At 47.3% G+C, this 14,567-nt stretch carries 14 protein-coding genes and 1 tRNA gene; 5 read left to right on the forward strand and 10 right to left on the reverse strand.

All coding sequences use genetic code 11. The features are described from left to right. Positions 1-243: 243 nt before the first annotated feature. The 3 genes from INP79_RS12285 (at position 244) to INP79_RS12295 (ending at position 3,300) form a co-directional block, all read left to right on the forward strand. Positions 244-1,050 (forward strand): PEP-CTERM sorting domain-containing protein, encoded by an 807-nt coding sequence (locus tag INP79_RS12285; RefSeq protein ID WP_228519934.1) that lies wholly within the window; start codon positions 244-246, stop codon positions 1,048-1,050. A gap of 103 nt (positions 1,051-1,153) precedes the next feature. After that, positions 1,154-1,792 carry a PEP-CTERM sorting domain-containing protein gene (locus INP79_RS12290; protein ID WP_194754515.1) on the forward strand — a complete coding sequence of 213 codons (639 nt, stop codon included), beginning with the start codon at positions 1,154-1,156 and terminating at the stop codon, positions 1,790-1,792. Positions 1,793-2,514: 722 nt separating this feature from the next. Further along, on the forward strand, positions 2,515-3,300 hold the full coding sequence (locus INP79_RS12295; protein ID WP_194754516.1) for an antA/AntB antirepressor family protein: 786 nt from the start codon (positions 2,515-2,517) through the stop codon (positions 3,298-3,300). 134 nt (positions 3,301-3,434) lie between these two features. Here INP79_RS12295 and INP79_RS12300 read toward each other — a convergent pair whose 3' ends face one another. Beyond that, positions 3,435-3,782: a hypothetical protein gene (locus tag INP79_RS12300; protein WP_194754517.1), complete on the reverse strand. Its 348-nt coding sequence runs from the start codon at positions 3,780-3,782 to the stop codon at positions 3,435-3,437. A gap of 323 nt (positions 3,783-4,105) precedes the next feature. Next, positions 4,106-4,195: transfer RNA gene (locus INP79_RS12305), tRNA-Ser, on the reverse strand. Between the two features lie 323 nt (positions 4,196-4,518). Between INP79_RS12305 and INP79_RS12310 the strand changes: the two genes are divergently transcribed. After that, entirely contained in the window at positions 4,519-6,039 is a 1,521-nt protein-coding gene (locus INP79_RS12310) for an aldehyde dehydrogenase family protein (RefSeq protein ID WP_194754518.1), read from the forward strand. A gap of 107 nt (positions 6,040-6,146) precedes the next feature. After that, complete coding sequence (locus tag INP79_RS12315; protein WP_194741960.1) at positions 6,147-6,527, forward strand: DUF779 domain-containing protein; 381 nt, start codon at positions 6,147-6,149, stop codon at positions 6,525-6,527. Between the two features lie 47 nt (positions 6,528-6,574). Here INP79_RS12315 and cheZ read toward each other — a convergent pair whose 3' ends face one another. From cheZ to INP79_RS12355, 8 genes are all read right to left on the reverse strand, one after another. Then, positions 6,575-7,255 (reverse strand): protein phosphatase CheZ, encoded by a 681-nt coding sequence (gene cheZ / locus INP79_RS12320; RefSeq protein ID WP_194754519.1) that lies wholly within the window; start codon positions 7,253-7,255, stop codon positions 6,575-6,577. Positions 7,256-7,257: 2 nt separating this feature from the next. After that, positions 7,258-7,656: a chemotaxis response regulator CheY gene (gene cheY, locus INP79_RS12325; protein ID WP_019882316.1), complete on the reverse strand. Its 399-nt coding sequence runs from the start codon at positions 7,654-7,656 to the stop codon at positions 7,258-7,260. Positions 7,657-7,767: 111 nt separating this feature from the next. Next, positions 7,768-8,838, reverse strand: coding sequence for a chemotaxis response regulator protein-glutamate methylesterase (locus tag INP79_RS12330; protein WP_194741958.1), 1,071 nt, complete (start codon positions 8,836-8,838; stop codon positions 7,768-7,770). A gap of 24 nt (positions 8,839-8,862) precedes the next feature. Then, positions 8,863-9,471, reverse strand: coding sequence for a chemoreceptor glutamine deamidase CheD (cheD, locus tag INP79_RS12335; RefSeq protein WP_194754520.1), 609 nt, complete (start codon positions 9,469-9,471; stop codon positions 8,863-8,865). Then, positions 9,468-10,367, reverse strand: coding sequence for a CheR family methyltransferase (locus INP79_RS12340; RefSeq protein WP_194754521.1), 900 nt, complete (start codon positions 10,365-10,367; stop codon positions 9,468-9,470). The genes cheD and INP79_RS12340 overlap by 4 nt, the downstream gene beginning before the upstream one ends. Positions 10,368-10,411: 44 nt before the next feature. Beyond that, entirely contained in the window at positions 10,412-11,119 is a 708-nt protein-coding gene (gene fae, locus INP79_RS12345; protein WP_194754522.1) for a formaldehyde-activating enzyme, read from the reverse strand. A 52-nt stretch (positions 11,120-11,171) separates the two neighbouring features. Beyond that, positions 11,172-13,739, reverse strand: a complete 2,568-nt coding sequence (locus INP79_RS12350; protein ID WP_194754523.1) for a methyl-accepting chemotaxis protein — start codon at positions 13,737-13,739, stop codon at positions 11,172-11,174. A 333-nt stretch (positions 13,740-14,072) separates the two neighbouring features. Further along, positions 14,073-14,567: methyl-accepting chemotaxis protein (locus tag INP79_RS12355; RefSeq protein ID WP_228519936.1), on the reverse strand; the 495-nt coding region annotated here is incomplete at its 5' end.

The raw sequence follows: 14,567 nt of genomic DNA on the forward strand, positions 1-14,567 counted from the left end.
TTATGTTCACTACATAGCTTGCATACACCCTTCATTGCCCCATCCTCCCCAAAGACATGTATTCAAAGCGATTATGCCCCCAAAGCGCCCCTCAGAATCGATCCCCAGCGCGTTATTTTGGGTCGACCTAGGCAGGCCCATACTGCTCTAGTCCGTTAGGCTTATTTGAATTCTGCTGTATGTCACAAAAATAACATTTAATCCTAAAGAGTTTTGTACAAAAAAATTAATATTGAGAGAGATATGTTTAATCGTTTCACCAGTTGCAGTATGGGTAAGGCTGTTATAAGTGGACTTATCGCGTTGAATAGCCTGTGTGCTCAGGCCACGCTCACCTCTTATAGCTCAAACGGTGTTGACTTGGTTTATAGCTCAGTCAGCGATGTGACTTGGACTAAAGATGGCAATTTACTTGGCAGCATGATTGCAAGCCAAGGATTCGATACTGTGGTGAATGCGATTATTGCCTCAAGCCCTACTATAACGAACACTCCAAATGGGTATATTAGTTACAACGACCACAGCTTCTACAGGTTGAATAGCATTTACACCGTCACTGAATCCGATTTCGTTGACCCCACTGGCCTTACTACGTGGTGGGGAGCAATGGCTTTTGCAAACTATTTAAACAGCATAAATTATGGCGGTAGCTCCCAGTGGAGGTTACCAACCGCAGCATATATCGGAAATGATGCATATAACACGAATACTAATGGCGTTATAGAGGGCGATGAATTAACTGAATTGTTTTATCACGAACTAAAAGGCGAGCCCTATTACAGCGTACCTGACACGATTACCTTTGACAATGAAACAGCAATATTTTGGACGGGTACTGAATTGGCAGCAGATGTCCTACCTTTTGGTAGATACCAAGCCTGGGCATTCATAAATTTATATGGATTTCAATTTGATAAATTCAAAGATGCTTCATCGCACGCTTGGGTAGTTAGCTCTGGGCAAATAGCGGCTGTGCCTGAACCTGACAGCTTAGTGATGCTTTTGGCTGGTTTTGGCTTGTTAGGTATAGCTATACGTCGTCATAAGTAAAAAAGTTGGTTGGCGCTTTCTCGGCGCATGTACGGCTTATAAAGGTGTCATATTTGAGAACTAATATGACTAAATTATTGTTAATCGCTAACGGAATTTCTAAATGAATAAAATAATACTAAGCCTTGTCTTGCTGCTCTCATTCCAATCCGTTAGTGCTCGTACTATCGATACGACACCTTACGCTCTTTCAACTGTGACCCCATTTGGTCAACCTGAAACGGCAACATATGGGCAAACGATATCAATGAAAGGGGAAGATGGAATACTTAACTCCTTTTCATTTTATCTAAGCCCTTTGGATGAAAACATTAAAGCCTATGTTTACGAGTGGGATGGCTTAAAGGCTACAGGCTCTGCTGTATTCGAAAGCTCTGTAATCAACATTGGAGATAATTTTACTGGGTTTAAGGAGGTTACTTTTAACCCAAATGTCTTCTTGGATGGAATGCTGAGGTATGTATTATTTCTGTCCACATCAGGATTACATGATAGTACCGCCAATACTAATACTTGGCAGTTATCAGTAGGAGGTTATGATGACGGGTATTTTGTCTATACCGACTCGGGCAATGACTTCTCAAAAATCACCTCTACCGACTGGAGCCACAGAGGAGGCTTTTCGACTGGCGTTTTAGCATTTAAAGCTGAAATCTCAGCCGTCCCTGAACCTGAGCCCCTCACCTTGAGCATTGCTGGACTAGCTCTCTTGGGGATGAAGTTAAGACATCGCAAACAGTAGCAGGCCCCTCAGAATCGACCTCCAGCGCGTTATTTTGGGTTGACCTAGGCTTCGGTATTGGCTGGATTTTGAAGCGTTTTTAGGACTGCTTTAAGAGATACACATTTGTTATTAAAAACAATGAGTTACTATTTCCCCACACTAGTGGTAACAGAACACTCCTAAAAGATTAGCTTTAGACAATTCAATTCCCCCCTGTAGTGGTAGAGCAACACCAATACATTCCTTAAGCTATTTCAGGATTACCCCACTAGTGGTAAAGACATGCTCAAACTCACTCTTTAGCTGGCTGAAGTTAGTTCCCCGCCCTAGTGGAGAGGAAACACTCAAGCTCTATCTTAAAGTGTTTATCTTTAATTCCCCCCACTAGTGGTAGAGCAACACTAAAGCTAATTCTAAACGCTACTTACAACTCCCCCTAGTGGTAAGGAAACACTCTAAGCGTTCCTTTAAGTATCTTCCTAGTTCTAGTTAGGAGTGAGCCTTAAACAATGGTTAGACATTATCTCAATGTGTCATTACCGATAACCATCGTTTCATTAGTAATACCAATCTAAGTAACACCCTCCAGCCTAACCCTAGGCTAATCATCTTTAATTAATCACCATCTTTCTGTCGTACCTTTCTTGATTGCTTCTATAGCTAGCCCTTATTGATGGCTGGTGATGAGGCTATGGGAGAAGGGACAGTCAGGAGAGGTACAACATAAGGAAGTAATCAATATGAGTATTAACCAAGTCCGTGATGGACGTTCATTAACTATCAGCCATTCCAATGTCACCTTTAAGCATTTGCTTAGGTTTGGTCTGAGTGTAGCTTCAGCTAAGCGAGCCATGCGTGTGAGACGTGTCTTGCCATACATGGAGGATGCAACTATCCCGTGCATTGACGCTAGAAAGCTGTGGTCTAAGCTTGGGAAGCCCCATAAACGATTTACCGATTGGGCTAGCTATCACCTTAAAGGATATATAGACAACCCAAATCTAAATGCGGAAATTTCCGTATTTGAAGACTCTAGCAAAGCAGGTAAGCCGACGAAGGATTACATCCTAAGCAGGAACATTGCTGCTCATTTGGCGATGCAAGCAAACACTGAGCAAGGCTGGGAGGTGCGCTCTTACTTCCTAGACATGGAGCGCATTGTCTTTAAGCTTGCTGAGTTCAACTTTAGCCGAGCTTCAGTGCCAGTGCGGTTAGACAAGCGCCTGTATGTTGCATCATGCATACGATTCGGCATAGCTAACTCTGTGCAGTATTCGAGCAAGCATCTGAACAATCTCTGTGAGGTCTTAACTGGCCTTACTGCTGGACAAGTTCGCACAAAGTACAAGAAAACCATTCGAGACATCCTTGAGGGCTTTCCTGAGTATCTGGACTTATACAATGATGCCCACGCCTTCGCGGTATCGCTGTATGAATGTAACATTCCATGGAGAAAGATTAAGCCTCTACTGAAGAAGCGTTACAGCCTCAAGATTGACCTTAAGAAACTCCAAGCCATGCAGTAGAAACGATAATAGGTAGTGAAAGCTGACCCTTAAAGGGACTCTCTCGCTACCTATTTTGTTAATAACCTTATGCTTTAGTCGGGTATTAATGTCTGTATCTATGTATGCTTCGTAGATTAAGCCAAAGGATGAGCTTAGTATTCACCTATAACTCGTAACCTTTCGGATGCTTCAGTCACTTTCGCTTCTAATGACGCTAGCGTTTTAAACCATAATGGCTCACTTAAACCATCAGCCTCCAGGGGAGGACACCATTCCTTATGTAACCAGAAAAGGCGTGGGACGCTTCGACTAAGATTGCTTAAGTCATCCTGAACAAACCCTTCTACCAAAAGCCTATTAGCTTCTAAAGCGGCCTCTTGGAGGGTCTCAATACTATCCACATATTGCTTACTTTCCTGAAGGGCAGGAATAAGCAAATTAATAAAGCCTATGAGGCTTCTCAACTGCTCGACTCGTTGCTTTTCAGAAAAGTAATGCATAGCCTCAAGTATACATTAGCAGAGGATGACCTTAAGCTTCCCTCCAAGCAACACATTAAGCGCCCCACCCTCTCTCCATGTCTCGAATAAGCCAGAGGACTCTACTGTCTCGAAAGCGATACGGTGAGCGAAAGGTGTTGTCAGTTTGTTAAGAGTTGAAGCTAAGCGCTGCATGTTTATTCCTTATATATGTTGTCGTAAAAATACATCAACGAGCTAAGAAACATCACGCAAAACGTAAGGTAAAAGCGTAAGGTAAAAAGAAAAAGCCTGCACTCTGTAACATATTGATTAGTAACAGAAAACAGGCTTCACTTTACTGCTGGCGGAGAGAGAGGGATTCGAACCCTCGATAGAGTTGCCCCTATGCCACCTTTCCAGGGTGGTGACTTAAACCGCTCATCCATCTCTCCGAAAGAAGGCGCGATTATAGCCCATAAAACTCTTTGCCGCCAAACAATTTAATGGATTTTTTTCAGGCGCGCATCGGTCAAAACAGGCCATAAAAACGCACTCTATAACACCACTCAGCACTCTTATAAATCATCAAAAAGTTATCTAAAAAGGCTTGCTTTTGTCAGCATGAAGGTTTAATGTTTAGCACACAAACAGTCGCCTAAGCCTTGTAAAATAAGGTGTTAAGGCATGTTTATCGCGATAGCTAATTGCGATTTGATGCAAGCGGTTTGGAGAGCAGTTCTGCTATAACATTAATAGAAAAAGTACAGGAGTAACTATGAGTTTGGATCTTCTTAAGGCGATGGGCGTCAAAGTCCCATACAAAGCCAAGTATGACAACTTTATCGGTGGCAAATGGGTTGCGCCGGTGAAAGGTGAATATTTTGATGTGATTTCACCCATTACCGGTAAACCATATACCCAGGCTGCACGCTCCAGCGCTGAAGATGTCGAGCTGGCATTAGACGCGGCACATGCGGCGGCAGACAAATGGGGCAAAACTTCAGTCGTTGAACGTTCTAACCTCTTGCTGAAAATTGCTGACCGCATTGAGCAAAACCTTGAACTGATTGCCACTGCAGAAACCGTGGACAATGGCAAGCCGATTCGTGAAACGCTGAATGCTGACATCCCGTTAGCCGCTGACCACTTCCGCTACTTTGCCGGTGCTTTGCGCGCGCAAGAAGGTAGCATCAGTGAGCTGGATGAAAACACCGTGGCTTATCACTTCCATGAACCGCTGGGCGTCGTTGGCCAGATTATTCCATGGAACTTCCCTATTCTGATGGCAGCCTGGAAACTGGCGCCAGCGGTAGCAGCAGGTAACGTAGTGGTGATGAAACCTGCAGAGTTTACCCCGATCAGCTTGTTGATTTTGATGGAAGTGATTGCAGATTTGCTGCCACCTGGTGTTATTAACGTGGTGAATGGCTTTGGCCGTGAAGTCGGCGCGCCGTTGTCTACCAGCAAACGTATCGCCAAAATCGCCTTTACCGGCTCAACCGCCACTGGCCGTTATATTGCCCAGGCGGCTGCCAACAACCTGATTCCTGCGACGCTGGAGTTGGGTGGCAAATCGCCTAACGTTTTCTTTGAAGACATCATGGCCGCTGACGATGACTTTTTGGATAAAGCTGTTGAAGGCCTGGTGCTGTTTGCCTTTAACCAGGGCGAGGTCTGTACCTGCCCTTCCCGTGCATTGATCCAGGAATCCATTTACGACAAGTTTATGGAGCGTGTATTGCCACGCGTGGCCGCAATCAAGCAAGGCAACCCGCTGGATCCAAACACCATGATAGGCGCACAAGCCTCTCAGGACCAGGTGAACAAGATTCTGTCGTACATGGATATCGGCCGCCAGGAAGGCGCGCAGCAACTGTGTGGTGGCGAGCGCAATATTCTGGGCGGTGATTTGGCAGAAGGTTATTACATCAAGCCAACGCTGTTCAAAGGCCATAATAAAATGCGTATCTTCCAGGAAGAGATTTTTGGACCGGTCTTGGCTGTGACGACGTTTAAAGACGAAGCGGAAGCCTTGAGCATTGCTAACGACACCATCTTCGGCCTGGGCTCAGGCGTATGGACACGTGACGGCAGCCGTGCGTATCGCATGGGTCGTGGCATCAAGGCTGGCCGTGTCTGGACCAACTGTTACCACGCCTACCCTGCACACGCCGCATTTGGTGGTTACAAAGAGTCTGGTATTGGCCGTGAAACCCACAAAATGATGTTAGATCACTACCAGCAAACGAAAAACATGCTGGTCAGCTACAGCCCGAAAAAATTGGGATTCTTCTAATTTCCGGGTAAACGCCAGGCAAGTATGAAGGCTTAAAAAAGGAGCGAATTTTTCGCTCCTTTTTTTATCTATAATGTCATGATGGCAAGATCAACGGGGAGAGATAAATGACTGAGCGCGTTTCTGCAACACCAGCGGCCGTTGCACTGATTGAACAACTGACGGCACAACATGGCCCTATCGTTTTTTTCCAGTCTGGTGGCTGTTGCGAAGGCAGTGGCCCCATGTGTCTGCCAGCCGCAGAATTCAGGCCTAGCCCGGCAGACGTGAAGCTGGGTGATTTACCTGGCGGCGCCATTTTTTACATGAGCGACAGCCACTTCAGCTTTATGCACAGCACGCATACCATACTGGATGCGATGCCTGGTTCCAGCGGTTCATTCTCACTGGATTGTGGCAGTGGCATGGCGTTTATTACACGTGGCCGTTTATATTCAGATGAAGAGTTGACGCAGTTGCAGCCTGAGCAACGCATAGGCTTGCAGTAAATAAAAAAGGCATCCAAGGATGCCTTTTTTGATAAGCCGATACAACATTAGAAGCCTAGGCTTTCCAGCAAATCATCGACCTGTTCCTGGTTAGCCACCACATCCACCGTATTATGCGGATCAATTTGTGGGCCGTTCAATAAAGAATCATCGTCTTTTTTCACTGGTGGGGCAAAATCAACCAGCACTTGCACCAGTTGTCTTTCCAGGTCTTGCGCCAGCGTGGTGACTTTCTTAATCACCTGACCAGTCAGGTCCTGGAAGTCTTGCGCCATCATGATATCCATCAGCAACGACTTCGTGGTGGTGGTATGTTCGTTGGCCAATGCCAAATAAGCCAATGTTTCCTGCACCACGGCATCATATTCTGACTTCAGTGAGGCACGTTGCATCACCTCTTCCCAGCGCTGTTTTAATGCACCGGCACGGTCTGCCAATTCAGATTGCAGCGGCGTGGCCTGATCTGTCGCATTTAACACACGCTCTGCAGCCTGCTCTGTCATTTTAGCGACATAGCTCAAACGGTCACGTGCATCAGGGATTTCCTGGGCGACCTGTTCAAGCACTTTGTCATAGCCCAAGCCACTCAAGCTGTCATGCAGCGAGCGTGTCATGTGACCAATCCGGCTGATCATTTCTTCTTGTTGATTTCCATTCAGGTCTTGCATGATGGTGGCAGCAATGTCCACGACAAGATTATCCTGATTAGGATTGACAGCTTCGGTCATGGTTACACCTCGCCTTTTTCCAATTTTTCAAAGATTTTGGATAATTTCTCTTCCAGGGTGGCTGCCGTAAATGGTTTCACGACATAACCATTTGCTTTCGCCTGTGCCGCTGCGATGATGTTTTCTTTCTTCGCTTCGGCGGTCACCATCAGTACTGGCAATTTAGAGAGCTTGTTATCTGCACGGATATTCTGCAACATGGTTAAACCATCCATGTTCGGCATATTCCAGTCCGAGACCACAAACTCAAAGTCACCATTACGCAGCTTGTTCAATGCATCCGCGCCATCTTCGGCCTCTTCCACATTGTTATAACCCAACTCCTTGAGCAGGTTACGTACGATTCTACGCATGGTGGAAAAGTCGTCCACTACCAGAAATTTTGTATTAGGGTTGCCCATTTGTTACTCCACTATCATTAGTTACCTATCCCGTAGCATTGATTATCTGACAAATGACACGCAATGCTATTGTCAATAAAACCGGGATTTGTCTGTTTGTTCACCACTACGTTACACACGCAGGGCACGTTCACTATTAGTAGCTAAATAATGTAGCACCATTCGCGGCAGGTCTTTCAGATGCCCCACCTCATGGACGCCACCATGCGCGACTGCCTCGCGCGGCATGCCATACACTACGCAGCTTTCTTCATTTTGTGAAAAATTATAGGCACCAGCATTCTTCATGCGCAGCATCCCTGCAGCGCCATCCTTGCCCATGCCAGTCAGGATAATACCCACTGCGTTTTTACCCGCATTGATGGCTGCAGAATCAAACAATACATCGACTGAAGGTTTATGTCTATTGACCGGCTCGCTGTCTGACAGCTTGGTCACATAGTTCGCACCGCTTCTGGCCAGCAACAAATGTTTGTCACCAGGGGCGATATACGCATGGCCTGGCAAGACACGCTCACCATCCACCGCTTCTTTCACCGCAATTTTGCACAAACTGTTCAGGCGCTCGGCAAAAGACTTGGTAAATCCGGCTGGCATATGCTGGGTAATCAGGATTCCCGGGCAATCTGATGGCATTTGCATCAATACTGCTTTAATCGCCTCGGTGCCACCTGTAGAGGCACCGATAATCAATAGCTTTTCACTACTGATCAGCGGATTGCGGATCGCATTTTGTTGCACCTGCGTATTCGAGGCCTTGGCAATACTTTGCAAAGTACTGACTTTAGCCCTGGAGGCGGTGCGGATTTTGTCTGTGATTTCGTCCGCATACTGTTGCATGCCTTGTGCAATGCCCATTTTAGGCTTGGTCACAAAGTCTGTCGCGCCGAGTTCCAGCGCACGCAGTGTAATTTCAGAGCCCTTTTCAGTCAGCGTAGACACCATCAACACTGGCATCGGGCGCAAGCGCATGAGTTTTTCCAGAAAATCCAACCCATCCATGCGTGGCATTTCCACGTCCAGGGTCAATACATCCGGGTTCAATTGCTTGATCATTTCTCTAGCCACCAGGGGATCCGGCGCGGTACCGACCACTTCCAGATCCTTGGTGTCATTGATAATCTCGCTCAGCAGACTGCGGATCAGTGCCGAATCATCTATCACGAGCACTTTTGTTTTCATGGCATGCCCTCTTTTTAATTATTATTAAAACAAATCGATATCGCCACCCACATCGTTGGTCCGCAGCTTGCTGGAGTAAGCCTGTTCGCGCTTGACCAAGGTGTAGTTGTTCAGTTGTTTCAGTTTTTTAACCAGCACTTTGCCCGTTTTGGGAAAAAAGTAGACTTTACGCGGATAGATATCCAGCAAGTCTTCGCCAGTCACTTTAATACCTTCTTCTTTGAGGTATTTTTTAACGAAAGCCGCGTTGCGGTCACCCACGTTATTGGTGGTAAAACTGCGCAACACATTGCCGCCGCCAAAAATCTTCGCTTCCAGGTTTTCTCGTTTGGCGCCATTACGCAGCAACTGGTTAATCAATACTTCCATGGCATAGGTGCCATAGCGCATAGATTCAGAAACCGGGCTGTCTTTATCCGCACTGCCACCTTCCGGTAGCATGAAGTGGTTCATGCCGCCAATGCCGGTACGGCTGTCGCGGATACAGGCAGACACACACGAACCGAGCACAGTGACAATCAGCATGTCCTTATCGGTGTAGTAATACTCCCCTGGTGAGATTTTGGCGGCGTTTGTGTTAAACGTCCTGTCAAAATACAGGGTGGTTGAAATTTCTTCTTGCATGACACTCATGTCGATTTCCGATGCGTAAACAGGCTGGAACGTGCCGCGCCACTGGTTTTTAATTTATAGACGGTTTTTCCTAACAGTTGCAGGTGATCGGAAACATATAAAAAGTTTTCCGAATGTCCGGCCAGCAACAAGCTGTCTTCATGCATTAAGGTGACAAATTTATCAATAATCTTGCCTTGTGTCGGCTTGTCAAAATAAATCATGACGTTGCGACAAAAGATCACGTCAAAGCCGTCGTGAAATGGCCATTGTGTATCCAGCAAGTTGAGCTGATGGAAATGAATCAACTCGCGTACCGCCTTCTTCACACGCACCAGTCCATCGTGCTTGCCAGTGCCTCTTTCAAAAAACTTGCGTACTCTGGCATCTTCCATTTTTTTGATGCGATCCAGAGGATAAACCCCTGCTGCGGCCGTTGCCAGCACATTGGTATCAATATCAGTAGCAATAATTTCAACCGGCGGCTTGAGTGTATTAAAGGCCTCGCATGCGGTGATGGCAATCGAATAAGGCTCTTCCCCGGTCGATGCCGCTGAACACCAGATGCGTATCGGTTTGGCAGGCTTGCGTGCGGCAAGCTTGCTCAAATGTTCCGCTAATATCGGGAAGTGATGCTCTTCCCGAAAGAATGAGGTCAGATTCGTGGTCAGTGCATTGGTAAATGCCTGCCACTCATCTGCATTGTTATGGTTCTCCAACGTGTCCAGATACTGCTTGAAGCTGAGCATATCCAATGCGCGTAACCGCCGACCAATACGGCTATACACCATATCGGTCTTTGCATCGGATAATGAAATGCCTGCATGGCGATAAATCAGGCTTTTAATTCTGACGAAATCATCGCGCGTAAACAAAAACTCGCGCTCTTCCTGTTCTTGTTTTTTCAATGCACTCACTTCGTTATCCTATGCAAATCCGTTGGGTGAACATTGGCTAAAAATTAAGCCTTTGTTGTATCAATACGATCTTTCATTTGTGCAATTGCCAATTCAACTTGCTTGTCTTCACGTGCTTTGGTTTCAGCACTGGTGCGTGCAAACTGGCTACGCTCTTTCATTTGAGAGATTGCCAATGCAGCAGCCTGGTCATCAGCACGGCGGTTTTGTGCTTCTGGGGTTTGTGCTGCAAATGGATGCAAGGCTTCTTTGTACTGTTTCACCACATCAGCGGCTTTAGGCTCGCGGGCAATCGCGGCTTTAATCGCAATTTTCGTTGCGCGGTAGTTCCAGTCCTGGATACGGTCATCCATGTCTGCTTTGCTGTCGATAAACACGCCAACGCAGATAAATACGTCATCAGCCTCTTCCAGTGGGATCGTGCCATCAGCGACACAGTCCATCACAGCCATGGCCACGCCACGTTGCGCTGGGCCAAACATCTGTGTTGCCTGACGACCATCTTTAATCGTCACTTTGTTAAACATTACAGTGTTTGGTTTTACCATCATGTTTGGCGCTGCAATCGCCAATAAACCGTTTACCCCTTGTTTTTGGTCGGTGAGCGTACGACAAAATGCGTCTTCTGCAGCGCTACCGCGTGGGCCCATAATTAAGTCAATGTGCGCCACATTTTTTAAATCCAAGCCACCCTCTGGGCGATCTTCGATAACCAAACCTTCACCAATTAACACTCGATCAATCACAGCCATTTTTTTAACTCCTGATAAAAGTACTACTTATTAAAGGGCGATTGCGACCACCCTAACCGTTGCTGACCTGGCGATAAGCATCGCCCCAGCCTGCATTTCCTGCTTTGTGGCCGGGCGTTGTTGCATGCCCATCCACGATAAACACACCGACAGCGGTTGCCAGTTCATTGGCATGATCCATCAATGACTCAGCCGCTGCTGCTGCCTCTTCTACCAAGGCGGTATTCTGTTGCGTCACATCGTCCATGCGGATCACGGCATCATTGACCAGGGCAATGCCTGCACTCTGTTCGTTAGAGGCGGAGGCAATTTCACCGATAATGACACTGACGCGTTTTACTGAATCCACAATCTCATGCATGGTGTTACCGGCTTCTTCAACCTGGCGACTACCTTCTGCTGTCTTGTTTACGGAATCATTAATCAACTCTTTAATTTCACGTGCGGCCACGGATGAACGTTGCGCCAGGCTACCCACTTCGTTGGCCACTACCGCAAAACCACGGCCCTGCTCGCCGGCACGTGCCGCCTCAACGGCCGCATTCAGCGCCAGGATATTGGTCTGGAAAGCGATGCTATCGATGACAGAAATAATGTCTTCAATCTTGCGTGCGCTTTCGTTGATATCACTCATGGTGCTCACCACGGCATTGACCACTTCACCGCCTTTAACGGCGACTTCTGATGCCTGCGCAGCCAAGTGATTGGCCTGTTTGGCGTTGTCAGCATTCTGTTTCACGGTCGAAGCCAGTTCATCCATGCTGGACGCTGTTTTTTCAAGGTTAGCGGCCTGGTCTTCGGTACGGCGGCTGAGGTCGGCATTGCCTTGGGCAATTTCCTTGGCGGCAATATTGATGGACTCGGCAGCCGCTTTCACGGTCAGCACCGGCTCAACAATCATATCCAGCGTCTGGTTCATGCCCTCAACAATCTTGCGATAGTCGCCAGGGTGTTGTGTGGCATTGGCGCGCACCGTCACACGGCCTTCACGGGCCGCTTCTGCCAGCATTTGTGCATCTGCATTCAATGCTTTCAAATTGCTGCGTACTTGCTCAATGGTTTGATTAATTTGGGCTTTTTGGCCAGGGAAACGCTCTAATGGTGCGTCAAAGTCACCATCGCCAAACGCCTGCACACAGGCCATGGCTTTCTGGTTCAATTCAATGTGCCCGGCCACAATCTGGTTGATGCTGGCAGCGAGCACTGAGAACTGGCCTTTAAACATATCTGCACGCAAGGTCATGTCAATATTGCCTTTTTCATGCTCGGCATTGACCCAATTCACAGAGTCGACAATGCCTTTCAGGTTACCGCGAATGCGGTCTACGCTCTTGTTCATGGCGGCTTTTTGACCAGGCATCGCTTCCAGTTGCACTGTCAGGTCGCCACGGCCAATGTTGTCCATCACCGCAATAAACTTCTCGGTATCACTGACATAAGCCGTCACCATGTGGTTCACGCCTTCTGCCACCGCTTTAAAGTCACCATCAAACTGGCTAATATCCAGCAAGGCATCAATCTCCCCTTGTGCATGTGCCGCAGAGACCTGTGCCATATCAGAAATCAGTGTTTTGACGTTATTCTTCAAGCTGTCAAAGCTGACATTCAAAGCATTTAAATCGCCTGGCAAGGTTTCCAGCTGGGCGCTAAAATCACCGTGCCCCAGCAACTGCATGGACTGACTGGTTTTGTGCAGGATATCGGCATGCATATTGAGCATGCGATTAATATCCTGCGCCATATTGCAATACTCGCCACTAAATTTGTCGACATCAATAATGGCCTTGATGTTGCCTTTGGCGTGCTCAGCCACGACATGCGTCATTTGCTGATCTAATGTGCGTAAAGTTGCTTTGGCCTGGTTTAAGGCATGAATCACATTATCATCACTGTTGGCATCTGACTCTGAGCTGCTATTAAAGTCACCACTGGCAATGCCTTTGGCCGCCGCCAGCGCTTCATAAGTTTCACCACCCACATTACGTCTGATCGACGTAATCAATAACGAACCCACTGCCACAGTGAACAGCATCAGGCCAATATTCAGGCCATAGTTAATCCACTCATTCTGGTTAATCAACACTGGCGTTTGCTGCTCAATGCGTAAGGCACCATTACTCGCCAGTTTGACGACATTGTCAACCGCCAGTCTATGCTTTTGATAAGCAGCCTGCAATCTTTCCAGGGCCTGATCAATTTGCTTTTTATCACCACTGCGGATAGCGGGAATAACCTCGTTGTCACGCACGTTGAAAAACTGATTGCCACTCTCAAACAAAGGGCCTATCACACTGCTTTTCAAAGCGGATTCCGGCAATTGTGTTTGCCAGTAGGCATGACGCTCCTCAAATGACTTTTTCAGTGTGTTGCCTTTATCCACCAGTGCCTGCACAGACTGGTTGTTCAAAGACACCATTTCAAGCACGGTGAGCCAGGATTCGATCAAATATTCAGGCGGCGGCAATACATCCGCAATTAAATCCTTGTGATTGATGATTTGCTGATAATGCGCACCATGAATCGCCAACTCGCGATCGCCTAAATTATCCAGGTAACTGGTCGTGACAATGCCTGCACCCAGCACAGCCAGCATTAAGCCCAACTGTGACTTGAGTTTCATGTGAGAAAATTTTCCCGCCAATGTACTCAACGTCAATGTATTTAACGATGATGAGGACATGTTTGCCGCTCCTTAATTGATTCCAAATCCCGGTTACTGGCCTGTTTATCTTGTTTGTTGGCCTATGTTGGTGATTATTCAACATACAAGCCCGAATTGAATTGCCTGTAAAAAGGGGAATCTCGGCTCTTTTGCTGTAATTGCAACCCTAAAGAAATTCAAATGCGCATGTTGGCCAGAGTGGCTTGTGACAAGGGCTGGCAACTGGCTGCGTCATGAGCAGCCATAAAAAAACCGGCTGCATCAGCAGCCGGTTTTTTGTTTTACATCCTGTTAAAACTCTTCCCAATCACTATCATCGGTGCCAGTTTTGGCCGATATCTTGGGCGCGGGTGCTGCGTGCGGTTTGGGTGCCGCCACAGGTCGCCCGGACGATGCGCTGCTGAAACTGCTGGACACTGAGGGTGGTGACGCAGGCGCAGAATGGCTTGCTTTAAAACCACTGGACTGGCTGCTGTGGCCGAACCCACCGCCTACACGTCCCTCAAGCTTGAACTGACTAACAGCATCCGCCAGCTGGTTGGCCTGATCCACCAGGGATTCAGCCGCAGCTGCAGCCTCTTCCACCAAGGCCGCATTCTGTTGCGTGGTTTCGTCCATGCTGGTCACTGCCTGGTTCACCTGGTCAATACCAGTAGTCTGCTCTGTAGAAGCAGCAGAGATCTCACTGATGATGTCTGCCACACGTTGCACTGAAGAAACCACTTCGTCCATGGTGTTACCAGCGTTCTCTACCAGCTTGGTGCCTTCTGTGGTTTTATTCACAGA

Origin of the sequence: Methylophilus sp. QUAN (assembly GCF_015354445.1) — a bacterium.
Classification (GTDB): domain Bacteria; phylum Pseudomonadota; class Gammaproteobacteria; order Burkholderiales; family Methylophilaceae; genus Methylophilus.